This window comes from Mycobacterium sp. (genome assembly GCF_035623875.1).
GTDB lineage: Bacteria > Actinomycetota > Actinomycetes > Mycobacteriales > Mycobacteriaceae > Mycobacterium.
This window is the reverse complement of the sequence record NZ_DASPSP010000245.1, coordinates 49,523-65,298: the sequence shown is the minus strand read 5'-3', so window position 1 is coordinate 65,298 and position 15,776 is coordinate 49,523. Positions and strand designations below refer to the sequence as shown.

The following is a 15,776-nucleotide window of genomic DNA, read 5'->3' as shown; positions in this document are numbered from 1 at the left end:
TCCGCTCCGCCGAGCGCATCGTCACCGCGCGGCCTAATTGCCCGGCTCCTCAGCCCTCCGCTCCGCCGAGCGCATCACCACCGCGCGGCCCAACTGCCCGCTAGACGTCTTCCTCGCCGATTCGGTGCACGTGGATCAGGTTGGTTGATCCGACGGTTCCCGGAGGTGCGCCCGCGACGATCACCACCAGGTCGCCGCGTTTGTAGCGGCCGAGTTCCAGCAGCGACTTATCGACTTGGCGGATCATGCCATCGGTGGTTTGGATGATGGGGACGATGAACGTCTCGGTGCCCCACGTCATGGCCAGTTGATTGCGCACTTCCGGCAGTGGGGTGAACGCCAGCAGCGGCAATGGCGTATGCAGTCGGGCCAGTCGCCGCACGGTGTCTCCGGACTGCGTGAACGCGACCAGAGCCTTGGCATCGAGCCGTTCACCGATATCACGTGCGGCATAACTGATCACTCCGCGCTTGGTGCGAGGCACGTGCGTCAGCGGCGGGGCTTCCGTTGAGTTTTCTTCCACCGCACAAATGATTCGGGCCATCGTCTGGACCGCGGTCAATGGATGCTTGCCGACGGATGTTTCCCCGGACAGCATGACTGCGTCGGTGCCGTCGAGCACAGCGTTGGCGACATCGGAGGCCTCGGCCCTTGTCGGCCGCGAGTGCTCGATCATCGACTCGAGCATCTGGGTCGCCACGATGACGGGTTTTGCGTTCTCCCTGGCCATTTGGATGGCTCGCTTCTGGACCAGCGGAACCTCTTCGAGCGGCAGCTCGACACCCAAATCGCCACGGGCGACCATCACGGCATCGAACGCCAGCACAACTGCTTCGAGGTTGTCGATAGCTTCGGGCTTCTCGAGTTTGGCGATGACCGGTACCCGTCGGCCGACCCGATCCATCACCTCGTGGACCAACTCGACATCGGACGGCGAGCGCACAAACGAAAGCGCCACCATGTCGACGCCCAACTGCAGTGCGAACTCCAGATCCTCGACGTCCTTCTCGGACAGGGCGGGAGCCGACACGCTCATCCCGGGCAGCGACATTCCCTTGTTGTTACTGACCGATCCGCCTTCGGTGACCGTGCACACGACGTCGTCGCCGTCGATGTCCTCGACCACCAAGCCGACGTTGCCGTCGTCGACCAGCACGCGGTCACCCGGCACCGCGTCTTGGGCCAACTGCTTGTACGTGGTCGAAACCCGGTCGTGGTTGCCTGCGCAGTCGGCGACCGTGATCCGCACGGTTTCGCCGTCGGCCCAGTAGGTCGGTCCGTTAGCGAAACGGCCGAGCCTGATCTTCGGGCCTTGCAGATCGGCGAGCACGCCTACTGCGCGCCCAGTCGCATCGGAGGCAGCTCGCACCCGGTCGTAGGTAGCTTTGTGATCGCTGTAGTCGCCATGGCTGAAGTTCATTCTGGCGACATCCATTCCGGCTTCGACCAGGGCTCTGACCGATTCGTCGGTGCTGGTGGCCGGACCGAGAGTACAGACGATTTTGCCGCGCCTCGCCACAACGAAACAGCATAGTCTGCGCTAGCTGATCATCTCCCGACAGTTACCGATCCGGCAGCGGGCTAACCGGTCAGTAGCGTCGGAACCAACGGGAAACCCGGCAGGTTACGCACCACCGTCCACGCCAGCATCGCGATCACGACGGTCGCCACCGCCGGTAGTGGCAACAGAGATTTCTCGGCGCGGCGGCGCAGCAGAAACCATCCGGCCAACACCGGGATTCCGACAAGCAGGAAAGCGTTGTCGGTGATTGCTGCGGCCAGGTCCCCGTGTAGCACGTCATGGATCATCCGCAGGCCTCCGCAGGCGGGACAGTTCCACCCCGTTAGCAGCCGAAATGGGCAAACGGGAAAGACCGAGTCCGGCTTGTGCGGGTCTACCAGGCCGACGTAACCAAGCGCGCCCGCCAATAGCGCACCCGAACCCAGCGCGGCGTACAGACGGCCTCGTGAGCTTGCCTGCGCGGGGCCGGGCTGGGCCGGATTGGTCACGCTTTTCAGCATGCCAGCCGGAGCGGCACCGCGGCCATCATCGGCGCGACCAGGGATTCAGCCTTTTGCGCCATCCCGACTGCGTTGCGGTCGAGTCCGTCGGCTCCTCCGCTGCTACGGCCTCGTCGTCGGCTGATTCCGCTGCCGCTTCGGGCTCCGCGGCTTCGGGCTCCTCGGCTTCGGCCGCTTCGGCTTCGGCCTCCGCGACTTCGGCCTCCGCGGCTTCGGGCTCCGCGGCTTCGGGCTCCGCGACTTCGGGCTCCGCGACTTCGGGCTCCGCGACTTCGGCCGCCGCGACTTCGGGCTCCGCGACTTCGGCCGCTTCGGCTTCGGGCTCCGCGGCTTCGGCCTCCGCTGCGACCGCCTCAGCTTCGGTGTCGGGTTTGTCGACCGCCCCCGAGTCCACCGCGGTCGTCTCCGTCGTCTCTGGCTCACCAACCGGCTCGTCAGCGGCGGCAGCAGAAGCAGCGGACTCCGACGACGGCGTTGCGTGCTCGTCAACCGAGTCCGGTACCAGCCGGTCAGCAGCTGAGCCACTAAGCGACGCCGGGTCCTCGCGGCCCTTGGGCGCCAGGATCAGATACACCACCGCGCCGATGAAGACGAAAGTCGATGTGAAGGAGTTGATCCGGATTCCGGCGATATGGGTGGCGGCATCGTCCCGCAACAGCTCGATGCAGAAGCGACCGATGCAGTACCCGGCGACATAAATCGCGAACAGCCGACCATGCCCGATCGTGAAACGCCGATCCAGGTAAATCAACGCAGCGAAAACCAGCAGGTTCCAGAGCAATTCGTAGAGGAAGGTCGGCTGCACAACCATCGCAAGCTGTCCGGTCGACACGCCGTCAAGCGAATGCACATCCACGAATCCGGCCGGGTCGCGCCGGTAGAAGATCTCCAATCCCCAGGGCATCGTGGTCTCGCGACCGAAGAGCTCCTGGTTGAAGTAGTTCCCCAGCCGGCCGATCGCCTGGGCGAGAATGATCCCGGGAGCTACCGCATCGCCGAAGGCGGGAAGCGGAATGCCGCGGCGGCGGCAGGCGATCCACGCCCCTACACCGCCCAGGGCGACCGCGCCCCAAATTCCCAAGCCGCCGTCCCAGATACGCAGCGCCGCGCCCGGTCCCGCGCCACCTTCACCGAAATATGTCCGCCAGTCGGTTGCCAGGTGGTACAGCCGGCCGCCGACAAGACCGAAAGGCACTGCCCACAGCGCGATGTCATAAATCACACCGCGCTCGCCGCCACGGGCCTCCCAGCGTCGATCACCGATCAGCAGTGCGGCGACGATGCCGATGATGATGAACAGCGCGTACGCACGGATGGGCACCGGCCCCAGGTGCCAAACTCCCTGGGGTGGACTGGGGAAATATGCGATAACAGTCGTCGTCATAACCCGGAAATCCTTTGGCGCACACCTGCCGCCAGTTCCTCTGTCAGCGCCCGCAGTGTCGGCATACCCGTAGCCAGCGCAGAGACGAGCGCCGAGCCCACTATGACGCCGTCGGCATAGCCTGCGATCTGAGCCGCCTGTTCGCGTGATCGCACACCCAGCCCGACGCCAACCGGTATGTCAGAAACCGCCTTGACCCTGCCTACCAATTCAGGCGCCGCCTGCGACACCGCATCACGGGCGCCGGTCACGCCCATGATCGACGCGGCGTAAACGAATCCGCGCGACGCCTCGACCGTCGCCGCCAACCGTTGTGGCGTCGACGACGGCGCGACCAGGAAGATGCGATCCAACTGGTGGTGGTCGGACGCCGCGAACCACTCGTCGGCCTCATCGGGGATCAGGTCCGGCGTAATCAAACCGCGCCCGCCAGCCGCGGCAAGGTCCCGCGCGAATGCGTCAACCCCGTAGCGCAACACCGGATTCCAGTACGTCATCACAACGGCACGGCCGCCGGCTGCACTGATCGCCTCAACAGCGGTCAGCGTATCCCGAACACGTACACCGCCGCGTAACGCAACCTCGGACGCCGTCGCAATGGTTGGGCCGTCCATACCCGGATCCGAATACGGCACGCCGACCTCGATGAGGTCGCACCCGGATTCGATCAACGCTGTCATCGCCTCAATCGACGTGCGCACATCGGGATATCCGGTCGGAAGGTAGCCGATCAGTGCAGCCCGGTTATCGCGCTGACACGCGCTGAAAAGCGCTGCCAGACTATCTGTTTCGCTCTGCTCGACAATCATGATCGGCTGCTACCCGCATCGTTATCGAGCAAACCGAACCACTTCGCGGCTGTCTCAACATCTTTGTCACCGCGGCCGGACAGGTTCACGACGATGACCGCTCCGCTGCCCATATCGACACCCAATTTGAGCGCGCCAGCCACCGCGTGCGCCGATTCGATCGCCGGGATGATGCCTTCCGTCCGGCACAACAGCCGAAATGCATCCATTGCCTCGCTGTCGGTGATCGGCCGGTATTCGGCGCGCCCGGTGTCCCGCAGCCACGCGTGTTCGGGGCCCACGCCCGGATAATCCAGGCCGGCCGAAATCGAATGCGATTCGATGGTCTGCCCGTCTTCGTCCTGCAGCAGGAACGAGAACGATCCCTGAAACGCTCCAGGCGACCCGCCGGTGAATGTCGCGGCGTGGCGGCCGGTGTCAACGCCGTCGCCGGCTGCCTCGAAGCCGACGAGCCGAACCCCGGGGTCGTCGAGGAACGCGTGAAAGATCCCGATGGCGTTGGATCCTCCGCCAACGCAAGCGGTGACGGCGTCGGGCAGTCGCCCAGCCTGATCCTTGATCTGCACCCGCGTTTCGAGCCCGATGATCCGCTGGAAGTCACGGACCATCGTCGGGAAGGGATGCGGCCCGGCGGCGGTGCCGAAGCAATAGTAGGTGCTGTCGGCGTTGGTTACCCAGTCGCGGAACGCCTCATTGATCGCGTCTTTGAGCGTCTGCGAGCCGGATTCGACCGATACCACCTCGGCGCCCAGCAGTCGCATCCGCGCCACATTGAGGGCCTGCCGCGCGGTGTCGACGGCGCCCATGTAGATAACGCAGTCCAAGCCGAGCAGCGCACAGGCGGTGGCGGTAGCCACCCCGTGCTGGCCCGCACCGGTCTCAGCGATCACCCGCCTCTTGCCCATCCGCCGAGCCAGCAAGGCCTGACCCAGCACATTGTTGATCTTGTGAGAACCGGTGTGGTTCAAGTCTTCTCGTTTGAGGAATATCCGTGCGCCGCCCGCGTGCGCGCCGAGCCGGACGGCCTCGTAGAGCGGGGACGGCCGGCCGGTGTAGTGCACCTGCAACTTATCGAGAGCGTCCAGATATTTCTGGTCGGTGCGCGCCTTCTCGTAGGCGGCGGTGACCTCCTCGATCACCGCCATCAGGGCCTCGGCGACATACCGGCCGCCGTAGACACCGAAATGCCCGCGGGAGTCGGGGTCGTGCTGGGTGGGCTCAGTGATCGCCGCACTGGAACGCGGGAGTTCCGGGCGCAAGATGTCTGCCATCACGAAGGCTCAACGCACAAGCGGCTCATAGGGTTCAACCATTTCCGCGCATGCGTCCCACGAACTGCATCGTCGCCCGGCTAGCGGGCCGGCTTTGGACACGACGGATGCCTGCCCGCGGTGACCAGGTCGGCGACTGCTGCGCGGGGATCGCCGCTGGTAACGAGGCCCTCACCGACCAGCACAGCGTCAGCGCCCGCGCCGGCGTAGGCCAACAGGTCGGCGGTGCCACGTACCCCGGATTCGGCGATCCTGATCACGTCGCTGGGCAGCCCGGGCGCGATCCGCGCGAAGCAATCTCGATCCACTCTCAGCGTTCGCAGGTCGCGCGCGTTGACGCCGATCACGCGAGCTCCGGCCTTCAGCGCCCGGTCCGCTTCCTCCTCGGTGTGCACTTCGACCAATGCGGTCATACCCAACGACTCGATGCGCTCCAACATCAACTCCAGCGCAGGCTGATCCAGCGCCGCGACGATCAGCAACAGCATGTCGGCACCGTGCGCGCGTGCCTCGTGAATCTGATACGGCCCGACCACAAAGTCTTTGCGCAGTACCGGAACCGATACGGCTTCGCGCACCGCGTCGAGATCGACCAGCGAGCCCTTGAAGCGTCGCTGTTCGGTGAGCACACTGATGATCCGCGCGCCGCCGTCCTCGTACGCGCGGGCCAATTTGGCTGGGTCGGAGATCGACGCGAGTTGTCCCGCCGACGGGCTGGCACGTTTGACCTCGGCGATCACGCCGATGCCGGGCTCGCGCAAGGCCGCTAAAACGTCCAGCGGTGACGGCATGGCCTCGGCGGCGGCCTTGATCTCGGCCATGCTCACGACAGCTTCACGAGCGGTAACGTCGGCCTTGACTCCGTCAATGATGGAGTCGAGCACGTTTGCCGAGCTCATGCCTGTCGGTTCCTTCCCCAAGGCTGCCAGCAGATCGATGGCATCCCTCGAAGGGTAGCGACCGTCGGCGCGCGGTTCGTCACCGACCCTCAGTGTCAGCTTCGTGTCGCGCTTCGCGATCCGACTCTCGTAATTGTGCCGCCGACTCTTGCGGTTGATCGGTCGGGTCCTCGCCTTCGTCGAGCGCATCCCAGATCATTCGCTCAGACATGGTCTTCTCGTCGCGCTGCGGCAATGACCGACGGCCCGCGGGCGTCAGGTATTTCGTGACTGTGCCGCGAGCCGACGCCGCCGCTCGCATCAACAGCACGGCAGCAACCAGCGTGGACATCGCGGCCACCAGCGTCATCACCGGACCCGGGTAATGCCGCTGGCTGCCGACCAACGTCAGCACTGGGACGTGCGCGAGGTCGGCGCCGCGCACGGCAACATCCGGGACGACCCACAAGCTGATCGCCAGATAACTCGCCGCCAGGCTGGCGACGGCCACCAGCAGCGCGAGCATCCGCAACGGCCACCCACGCACCGCCAACGCGGCGACGGCGGCAGCCAGCTGCACCAGCGCCAACGGGACCAGGACCGACGACCATTCCGCGCCGGACAACGTGACGAGCTTCGGCGGGCCCAGCCCATCGAATGTCCGCAGGTCGACCCAGGTCAGCCGGGATGCCGCCGCTAATGCGGCGGCGGCCACCACCAGCAGGGCCTGTGCTATCCGGATGGTCCGCCGGCCCGGGCGGTCGGGCTGGGCATCAGCCATCCTGGCTACGCTAATGCCCGCCTCTCCCCCGCAAGCGGGAGGTGCCCCCACCTCGGGCCGTTCCACGGCTCGCATCGTCGACGGGCGCATCCGGGGCGGTCAGCGTCTCTGCCGCGGCGATCGCATTGAGCACCGCCCGCGCCTTGTTCGTCGCCTCGGTGTGCTCGTAGGGCCCATTGGAATCGGCCACCACGCCGCCGCCGGCCTGAACGTATGCGGTGCCGTCGCGCATCAGGGCAGTGCGGATCGCGATCGCGAAGTCAGCATTCCCGGCGAAGTCCAGGTAGCCGATCACCCCGCCGTAGAGGCCACGACGGGTCTTCTCCACCTCTTCGATCAGTTCCATGGCACGCACCTTCGGCGCGCCGGATAACGTTCCGGCCGGGAAGCAGGCCGTCACGGCGTCCAGGGCGGTGCGACCCTCGGCGAGCATCCCGGTCACCGTGGACACCAAGTGCATGACGTGGCTATAGCGCTCGATGTGGCTGTAATCCTCGACCCGCACCGTGCCCGGCACGCAGACCCGGCCGAGGTCGTTGCGGCCCAGATCGACCAGCATGAGATGCTCGGCGAGCTCTTTGTCGTCGTGCAGCAACTCCTTTTCCAGCAGCTGGTCCTCTTCTTCGGTCTGCCCCCGCCACCGGGTTCCGGCGATCGGATGCGTCGTCGCCCACCGGTCCTGCACCGTCACCAACGCTTCGGGACTCGATCCGACAATCGAAAAAGCTGTTCCGCCAGCATCATTCGGGACGTGGAGTAGATACATATACGGGCTGGGATTCGACACGCGCAGCATCCGGTAGACGTCGATCGGCTCGACGTCGGTGTCCATCTCGAAACGCTGCGACGGCACCACCTGAAATGCCTCGCCAGCCGCGATCTGCTCTACGAGATATTCGACGATCGTGCCGTATTCCTCGACAGTGCGCTGTGCGCGGAGCCGCGGCTCGGGTCGGGTGAACGTGGCAACTGTCGAAGGCAGCGGCTGACTGAGCGCGGCGGTCATCACATCGAGCCGCGCGATCGCGTCGTCGTACGCCTCGTCGACGCGCTCGTCGGTGCCGTTCCAGTTGACCGCATTGGCGATCAGCGTGATGGTGCCCTCGTGGTGATCGACGGCCGCCACGTCGGTGGCCAGTAGCAGCAGCATGTCCGGCAAGTTGAGGTCGTTGACGGCCAGCTCGGGCAGCCGTTCCAGCCGCCGCACCAAGTCGTAGGCGAAGAAGCCCACCATGCCGCCCGACAACGGCGGCAGCCCGGGCGGCGGAGCGGTGGCCAGCAACGCGCATGTGGCGCGCAGGGCGCGCAGCGGATCGCCACCGGTAGGCGCATCCTGGGGCACCGCGCCGAGCCATACGGCCTCGCCGTCACGCACCGTCAACGCCGACGGCGCGCCGGCGCCGATGAATGACCACCGCGACCAGGACCGGCCGTTCTCGGCCGACTCCAGCAGGAAGGTGCCCGGTCGGTTGGCGGCCAACTTGCGGTATGCGGACAGCGGCGTCTCGGCATCGGCCAGGACTTTGCGAGTCACCGGCACCACGCGGTGCTCGGCCGCCAGCGCGCGGAAATCATCGCGTGAGGTGGTGGTGGCGGCGAGGTTGGCGCGCACCCTTCTATCTTCCAAGCCCTCTTCCCCAACGCCGCATTGACCCCCGGCGTAGCGTAGGAGGCCATGAAAACCGGTGACACCGTGGCCGACTTCGAGCTTCCCGACCAGACTGGCACGCCGCGCAAGCTGAGCGCCCTGCTTGCCGACGGACCCGTAGTGCTGTTCTTCTACCCGGCCGCCATGACGCCCGGCTGCACAAAGGAGGCCTGCCACTTCCGCGACCTGGCCGGCGAATTCGCCGCCGTCGGTGCCAGCCGAGTCGGCATCAGCGTCGATCCGGTTGCAAAGCAAGCCAAGTTCGCCGACACGCAGGGTTTCGACTACCCGTTGCTGTCCGACACCGACGGCGCGATCGCCGCCCAATTCGGCGTCAAGCGAGGACTGCTGGGCAAGTTGCTTCCGGTCAAACGCACAACCTTCGTCATCGACTCCGAACGCAAGGTGATCGACGTGATCTCCAGCGAACTAAGCATGGACACTCACGCCGACAAGGCGTTGCAGACGTTGCGGGCACGCAGCTAACCGGCGCCTTTGTAGCATGCTGGCATGCCGCTGAGCGAGGGCCTCAAACAAGGAGACGTGTTCGCCGGGTACACGATCGTGCTGCGGTTGGGATCTGGCGGGATGGGCGAGGTCTACCTGGCCCAACATCCGCGGCTGCCCCGCCGAGACGCCCTCAAGGTGCTACCCGCCAGCCTGACCGCGGACCACGAATACCGGCAGCGATTCAGCCGCGAAGCGGACCTCGCCGCGGAGCTCTGGCATCCCCACATTGTCGGCATCCACGATCGTGGCGAGTTCGACGGACAACTGTGGCTTTCGATGGACTATGTCGAAGGAACCGACGCCGCCCAGTTGCTGCGCAGCCGGTATCCATCCGGGATGCCGAAAACCGAGGCGTTCGAGATCGTCACCGCCGTCGCTGACGCCCTCGATTACGCCCATCTACGGGGATTGCTGCACCGGGACGTCAAGCCCGCCAATATCTTGCTGACTGAAGCCGATGCGCGATCGCGACGGATCCTGCTGGCCGACTTCGGAATCGCCCGAGAAATCAGTGACATCAGCGGTCTCACCGCCACCAACATGGTGGTCGGGACTACCGGCTATTCGGCGCCCGAACAACTCATGGGTTCAGACATCGACGGACGGGCCGACCAATACGCGCTGGGTTGCACCGCTTTTCAGCTGCTGACCGGCGCGGCGCCCTATCAGAACTCCAATCCGGCGGTCGTCATCAGCCATCACCTGTCCGCGCCACCCCCGCAGATCGGCGAACGACGGCCCGAGCTCGCGGAACTCAACGACGTGATCACCAAGGTCCTGGCAAAGGACCCCGGTGATCGTTACTCGAGCTGCTCGGATTTCGCTACGGCACTGACCGGCCACCTGGGCGTTGGCGCGGCCGAGACGGTTGTCGGGCGCCCTGCAGCCGCCCCCACGACGCGCGTTACCGCGCCGCAGCAGTCCGCGCGGGCCACACCGCGCCGCCGCCGATTGCGGCCGGCGGCAGTGATATCCGCTGTCGCCACGCTCTTGCTGATCGCGGTGGCCGGGGTTGTCGGTGTGGACCTGCTGCGTCACCGCGCCAACCCGCCGGGCAATAGCGCCACTACCGACACAAACCAGACCGGCAACGGTACCAACCCGGCTCCGAGCCAGCCGGGCAACGGCGCCACCGCGGCACCACCGTCGATCCAACTCACCCGCTACCTCACCGATCCCGGCGGCGTTTTGACCGCCGCCGGCCGCACCGAGGTGGAGGGGGCGATCTCGAAGCTCTACACCCAGCGCAACGTCCACCTATGGGTGGCGTACGTCAACGATTTCTCCGGTCTCACCCCATTCAGATGGGCTGAGGACACCATGCGCGCCAACGGATTCAGCGACACCGACGGGCTTCTGGCCATCGCCACCTCGAATCGAACCTTCGCGTTCCGACCGCCGGCCGCGATGACCCACGGGCCCAACGGAACTCGCCTCAACGCTGAGCTCATTCGAAAAGATCGGATCGCGCCCGCTGTGCGCAAAGACGAGTGGGCCCGCGCGGCGGTTGGAGCTGCCAACGGATTGGAGACCGCCGGCTAGCTTAGCTAGAGAGCGAGCCCAGTCACGGCACGCTATCCCACTCCTCGTCCGCCACATCGGCGATGCAATGGTAGGCGATCACCGCAGTCCCGGGGTTTGCCACGCCGCCGTTAACGTTGAGGCAGGGGCCCAGGGCACTCGCAACCTGACCGTTGGGTTGGATATTCCAACGCTGGTTGTTCGAATTGGTCTGACAGGCCGCGAGAATCACCGGGGTGGTATCCGCTGCGTTGCTGATGCTCAGGCAAGCCCCGGGGAAGGCCACGCTCTCGATCTGACCGGAAGAGTTGAAATTCCAGAGCTGGGAGTTCGACCCATTGCAGGGGTCGACCATCGTGCCAGTGTTGTTCCCATTCGGGCCATCGAGGCACCAATTGCCCAATCGGCTCTTCAGCTGGACCGGATCGGTGGCACTGGCCACAGCAGCGCTTAGCAGCGCGACACCTAACACTGCGCCGACTGCGACAAGGGCGCGGCGCACACCGCCCACCAACTGGGATTCATCCATTTCAGCTCCATCCGCTTGTCTGGTCCATCCTCCCAGACCACAAGCGGCGCAGGCTAGACCTCGCTGGCTAGAGCACCACTAAAAGGGTGGCGGCTGACTGCGTTCGGCGATGTGCGCACTGTTGAGCGCGCGTTCGGCGTCGATGCGGCGAGCGCGGTCCTGCTCGCGAGTTCGTCGGCGCATCGGCATCATGAGCCCGCGGTCGTCGGGTGGTCGACGTACGTCTGAGACAGACGTTAGTTCGCCGGTAGGCAGACAAAGGTTGGGGAATAGCAGGCGACTGCCCGGACAAGTGGTGTACTTCTGCCCGGTTGGTGAGGTCCAGATGACAGTGCCATCCGATCGCTGTTCATCGCGCCAGCCATTGACCCCCGCCCAAAATGTTTTGAGCAAGTGATGTTTTCGACAGAGGCATTTGAGGTTGGAGGGGTGCGTCGGCCCCAGCGGGTAGGGCACCGTGTGGTCCACATCGCAGAACTCAGCGGGTCGATCGCAGCCGGGAAAGCGACAGGTCAAATCACGACAGCGAACGAACCGCTCCAGCGCGGCCGACGGCCGGTAACCCGATTCCGGTGCGGCGTCGCCGGGATGCCATAGCGGCTGGAGCTTCGCACCACCTTTGATTAGCTCCGCCAATAGCGGCGTGGGTACCACGCCACCGCTGGTGATGAGTGCGGCCAGCGATTTGGCCGCCCAGCCTCCGGGTGGTTCGGGTTCAGGTTCAGGGGGCCGCACCAGTGGTGCACCGGGTGCCAGGGGTTGCGGCGTGGGCTCGCCCGAGAGATGCGGGTCGGGCTGAGTGTTCACCGCCGATGCGTCGGCGACGACGTGGATGACCACACCGCTAGAGCGCTCATTTCCTTCGGTACCGGCCGGGCAGTCCGTGTTGCCGCAGAGGCACTTTAGCCGTTCGCCTCCGGCGGCCAGCGCCCCCAATGCGTCTGCGCGGCGCTGCGCGATGGTACGCGGGTCGTCGTCGCAAACGTCGTGGGCCATCTGCATCAGCCGCCGATCCAGCACGGCCGCATCTGTCGCGAACAGCCGGCCCCACATTGCTGCAGTGCCGGACTGTTGGTCGGCGGAGTCAATCACCACGTCGCGGCTGCGAGCGGTTGCACGGGTGCGGCGCAGCGCGCCCGGGTCGTAGCGGTCCACGATCGCCTCGATGGCTTGCACCGTCTTGTTGATCGACATCGGCCCGAAAAGTGCAGCGTCATCGGCAATGGTCTTATCGACCAGCCGCAGCGCCTCGGGATCTTTGATCAGGTCGGTATGCCAAGCGATCGTCCGCGCCAGCCAGTAGCTGATCATGCCGTCGGCGAAAAGCTCCGCTACTCGAGGCAGCCGATCACGTAACGCGACGCTCAGATACATCTGGCCTGATGCCATGCCGTGGCTAATGCCTTGCGCAGCAGCGATTTCAGCGGCCATCGCATCCCAGTTATCGCACGACCACTGCCCGCATTCCGCAGAGCCGCCCTCGACCCGGCGGCTCACCAGCTCGGCTATGGCAGCCAGACGGCGGGCTGACGCCGCGGCCTCGGCCCGTGCCCAGCCGATGACCGCGGCCACCACCATCGAGTCATCGGCGCACTTCAGGTCCTCAAGACCTGGCAGCGCGTTGTCGAACATAATTTCGATCTTAGGTGTCTCCACTGACTCAAACTTTTTGGCAGGCTCACGAATGGTCGGGCATGTGGAGGAATACCCAGCTGTGGATAACCCGTCGTCGCCCCGGCGGGAGATCAGGTCTCGTCCGGCTCCAGCAGCACGTCGGCGTCGAAGCAGCTGTGGTCGCCGGTGTGGCAGGCGCCGCCGACCTGGTCGACCACCAGCAGCACCGCGTCCCCGTCGCAGTCCAACCGCACCGAATGCACATGCTGGGTGTGGCCGGAAGTGGCGCCTTTGACCCACTGCGCGCCGCGGGACCGCGAAAAGTACGTTCCCTCACGGGTCTCTAGAGTGCGGGCCAGCGCCTCGTCGTCCATCCAGGCGACCATCAACACGTCGCCGCTGCTGCGCTCCTGGACGACGGCGGTGAACAGTCCGTCCGCGTTGCGCTTTAGGCGCGCGGCGATGGCCGGGTCAAGCGTCATCGCACGGTGATCCCTTCTGCGGCCATGGCCGCCTTCACCTGTCCGATCGTCAACTGTCGGAAGTGAAAAACACTGGCGGCCAACACCGCATCGGCACCTGCGGCGACCGCTGGAGCAAAATGTTCGGCGGCACCGGCGCCTCCGCTGGCGATCACCGGCACCGTCACGGCTGCCCGCACCGCTCGCAACATCGCCAAGTCGAAGCCGGCTTGGGTGCCGTCGGCATCCATCGAATTGAGCAGGATCTCCCCCACCCCGAGTTGGGCGCCGCGGGCCGCCCATTCGACGGCGTCGATGCCGGTGCCGCGCCGCCCACCGTGGGTGGTGACCTCCCAACCCGATGGCGTGGGGGCCGAGCCGGCGGGCACCGTGCGGGCGTCGACGGACAACACGATGCACTGCGAGCCGAACTGATTGGCCATCTCGGCCAGCAGTTCAGGCCGTGCGATGGCAGCGGTGTTGATCGAAACCTTGTCCGCTCCCGCCCGCAGTAACACGTCAACGTCGGCGACCGTACGCACCCCGCCGCCCACGGTGAGCGGAATGAACACCTGCTCGGCGGTGCGCCGCACCACCTCCAGCATCGTGGCGCGTCCCGACGATGACGCGGTCACGTCGAGAAAGGTCAGCTCGTCGGCGCCCTCGGCGTCGTAGGCGGCGGCGAGTTCTACGGGATCGCCTGCATCCCGGAGGTTTTCGAAGTTGACGCCTTTGACCACCCGACCGTCGTCGACGTCCAGGCAGGGAATCACCCGCACCGCGAGGGCGGTGCCGCAATAGGGTTCAGTACTCATCCGGTCGTCCTATCCTGCCCAGGATCTCGAGTATCTGGGCATGCGCACCAGGGGCAGCGGCCAACGCGGACCGCGAATCAGGGGTCCACTCTTCGCCGGCCAAGTTGGTGACGACGCCGCCGGCGGCCCGAACCAGCGCCACGCCCGCGGCGTGATCCCACACGTGGTCGCCGAAACTGACAGCACCGCCGAGAATCCCGTCGGCAACATAAGCGAGGTCGATGCCGGTGGCACCATGCATCCGCAGCCGTGACGACACCCGGCTGAGCTCTTCGAGCACCGCCAGCCGGTAACGGCCCGGAAATCGGCCACGCGAGTCGGCATTGAAAGTCCCGATACCGATGATCGAATCCGTCAGCGCAACCGCGGCCAGCGGCGCCTGCGGCACACCGTTTTTCATCAGCGGACCGCCCAAGACCGCGACGTAGCGCTCGCCGGTGAACGGCAGCCACGTCAGGCCCGCCACCGGATCTCCGTCGTGCAGCAGACCCAGCAGAATCGCGGCGATCGGCGACCCGGCTGCGTAGTTGAACGTCCCGTCGATCGGGTCCAGCACCCACACCCACGGCGAGTCGAGCTCTGCGCCGCCGAACTCCTCGCCGTGCACGTCGATTCCGGTCGTCTTCACCAGCGCGTCGACGACCTGACGCTCAATTTCCAGATCGACCTCGGTGGCGAAATCGTCACCTCGCTTGCTGACCGCGGAATCCGCGCGGTGACCGGCGATGAACGGCTTCGCAGCGGCATCCAGGATCGCCGACGCCTCAGCCACCAGCGCGTCGAGATCCATTGCGGCCCCAACCCGCCACCGCGGCCAGCGCCTGCGGCAAGCTGAATCGTCCGGCGTAGAGCGCCTTGCCCACAATCGCGCCCTCGACCCCGCTGCCGGTCAGCGTGGCGATGGCGCGCAAATCATCGAGGCTGGACACCCCGCCGGAGGCGATCACCGGGGCGTCGGTGCGCTCGGCAACCGCGCGAAGCAGTCCGAGGTTGGGCCCGGTCAACGTGCCGTCCTTGGTGACATCGGTGACGACGAACCGCGAACACCCTTCGCTATCAAGGCGTTCCAGCACTTCCCACAGATCGCCGCCGTCAGTCTCCCAGCCGCGGCCGCGCAGCCGATGATCGCCGTCGATGATTTGCACGTCCAGCCCGACAGCGACCTTGTCACCGTGCTCGGCGATCACCTCAGCACACCACCGCGCATTCTCCAGCGCCGCTGTCCCGAGGTTGACCCGCGCGCATCCGGTGGCTAGCGCGGCCGCCAACGAGTCGTCGTCGCGGATACCGCCGGAAAGTTCGACCTGCACGTCGAGCTTGCCCACCACCTCGGCGAGCAGTTCACGATTGGAGCCGCGGCCGAACGCCGCGTCCAGATCGACCAGATGAACCCACTCGGCACCGTCACGTTGCCAACCCAACGCGGCGTCCAACGCCGAGCCGTACTCGGTTTCGCTGCCGGCCCGGCCCTGCACCAGCCGCACCGCCCGACCCTCGACCACATCGACCGCGGGTAACAAAATCAATGGCACG

The 15,776-nt window shown here is 65.9% G+C and carries 16 protein-coding genes; 2 read left to right on the top strand and 14 right to left on the bottom strand.

Annotated features, from left to right (window positions below; all coding sequences use genetic code 11):
• Nucleotides 1-100 precede the first annotated feature (100 nt).
• The 8 genes from pyk to VEI45_RS20160 all read right to left on the bottom strand — a co-directional run bounded on the left by pyk (nt 101) and on the right by VEI45_RS20160 (nt 8,757).
• On the bottom strand, nt 101-1,519 hold the full coding sequence (pyk, locus tag VEI45_RS20195; protein WP_324856303.1) for a pyruvate kinase: 1,419 nt from the start codon (nt 1,517-1,519) through the stop codon (nt 101-103).
• A 62-nt stretch (nt 1,520-1,581) separates the two neighbouring features.
• Nucleotides 1,582-2,022, bottom strand: a complete 441-nt coding sequence (locus tag VEI45_RS20190) for a DUF2752 domain-containing protein (RefSeq protein ID WP_414687541.1) — start codon at nt 2,020-2,022, stop codon at nt 1,582-1,584.
• A 25-nt stretch (nt 2,023-2,047) separates the two neighbouring features.
• Entirely contained in the window at nt 2,048-3,406 is a 1,359-nt protein-coding gene (locus tag VEI45_RS20185) for a prolipoprotein diacylglyceryl transferase (protein ID WP_324856301.1), read from the bottom strand.
• Nucleotides 3,403-4,218: a tryptophan synthase subunit alpha gene (trpA, locus tag VEI45_RS20180; RefSeq protein WP_324856305.1), complete on the bottom strand. Its 816-nt coding sequence runs from the start codon at nt 4,216-4,218 to the stop codon at nt 3,403-3,405. The genes VEI45_RS20185 and trpA overlap by 4 nt, the downstream gene beginning before the upstream one ends.
• Entirely contained in the window at nt 4,212-5,486 is a 1,275-nt protein-coding gene (trpB, locus tag VEI45_RS20175) for a tryptophan synthase subunit beta (protein WP_324856300.1), read from the bottom strand. The genes trpA and trpB overlap by 7 nt, the downstream gene beginning before the upstream one ends.
• A gap of 80 nt (nt 5,487-5,566) precedes the next feature.
• Nucleotides 5,567-6,385, bottom strand: a complete 819-nt coding sequence (gene trpC, locus VEI45_RS20170) for an indole-3-glycerol phosphate synthase TrpC (RefSeq protein ID WP_324856299.1) — start codon at nt 6,383-6,385, stop codon at nt 5,567-5,569.
• A 79-nt stretch (nt 6,386-6,464) separates the two neighbouring features.
• Complete coding sequence (locus tag VEI45_RS20165) at nt 6,465-7,145, bottom strand: TIGR02234 family membrane protein (RefSeq protein WP_324856298.1); 681 nt, start codon at nt 7,143-7,145, stop codon at nt 6,465-6,467.
• 10 nt (nt 7,146-7,155) lie between these two features.
• Nucleotides 7,156-8,757: an anthranilate synthase component I gene (locus tag VEI45_RS20160; RefSeq protein ID WP_324856297.1), complete on the bottom strand. Its 1,602-nt coding sequence runs from the start codon at nt 8,755-8,757 to the stop codon at nt 7,156-7,158.
• Nucleotides 8,758-8,820: 63 nt separating this feature from the next.
• On the opposite strand from VEI45_RS20160, the gene VEI45_RS20155 reads away from it, so the two are divergent.
• On the top strand, nt 8,821-9,279 hold the full coding sequence (locus VEI45_RS20155; protein ID WP_324856296.1) for a peroxiredoxin: 459 nt from the start codon (nt 8,821-8,823) through the stop codon (nt 9,277-9,279).
• 24 nt (nt 9,280-9,303) lie between these two features.
• Nucleotides 9,304-10,845 (top strand): serine/threonine-protein kinase, encoded by a 1,542-nt coding sequence (locus VEI45_RS20150; protein ID WP_324856295.1) that lies wholly within the window; start codon nt 9,304-9,306, stop codon nt 10,843-10,845.
• Between the two features lie 22 nt (nt 10,846-10,867).
• On the opposite strand, the gene VEI45_RS20145 is transcribed toward VEI45_RS20150, so the two are convergent.
• The 6 genes from VEI45_RS20145 to priA form a co-directional block, all read right to left on the bottom strand.
• Nucleotides 10,868-11,353: an RICIN domain-containing protein gene (locus VEI45_RS20145; protein ID WP_324856294.1), complete on the bottom strand. Its 486-nt coding sequence runs from the start codon at nt 11,351-11,353 to the stop codon at nt 10,868-10,870.
• 78 nt (nt 11,354-11,431) lie between these two features.
• Nucleotides 11,432-12,985 carry an HNH endonuclease signature motif containing protein gene (locus VEI45_RS20140; RefSeq protein WP_324856293.1) on the bottom strand — a complete coding sequence of 518 codons (1,554 nt, stop codon included), beginning with the start codon at nt 12,983-12,985 and terminating at the stop codon, nt 11,432-11,434.
• Between the two features lie 113 nt (nt 12,986-13,098).
• On the bottom strand, nt 13,099-13,449 hold the full coding sequence (gene hisI / locus VEI45_RS20135; protein WP_324856292.1) for a phosphoribosyl-AMP cyclohydrolase: 351 nt from the start codon (nt 13,447-13,449) through the stop codon (nt 13,099-13,101).
• Nucleotides 13,446-14,243 carry an imidazole glycerol phosphate synthase subunit HisF gene (gene hisF / locus VEI45_RS20130; RefSeq protein WP_324856291.1) on the bottom strand — a complete coding sequence of 266 codons (798 nt, stop codon included), beginning with the start codon at nt 14,241-14,243 and terminating at the stop codon, nt 13,446-13,448. The genes hisI and hisF overlap by 4 nt, the downstream gene beginning before the upstream one ends.
• Nucleotides 14,233-15,033, bottom strand: a complete 801-nt coding sequence (locus tag VEI45_RS20125) for an inositol monophosphatase family protein (protein WP_324856290.1) — start codon at nt 15,031-15,033, stop codon at nt 14,233-14,235. Before VEI45_RS20125 ends, hisF begins: the two co-directional genes overlap by 11 nt.
• On the bottom strand, nt 15,008-15,775 hold the full coding sequence (gene priA / locus VEI45_RS20120; RefSeq protein WP_324856289.1) for a bifunctional 1-(5-phosphoribosyl)-5-((5-phosphoribosylamino)methylideneamino)imidazole-4-carboxamide isomerase/phosphoribosylanthranilate isomerase PriA: 768 nt from the start codon (nt 15,773-15,775) through the stop codon (nt 15,008-15,010). The genes VEI45_RS20125 and priA overlap by 26 nt, the downstream gene beginning before the upstream one ends.
• Between the last annotated feature and the right edge of the window lies 1 nt (nt 15,776).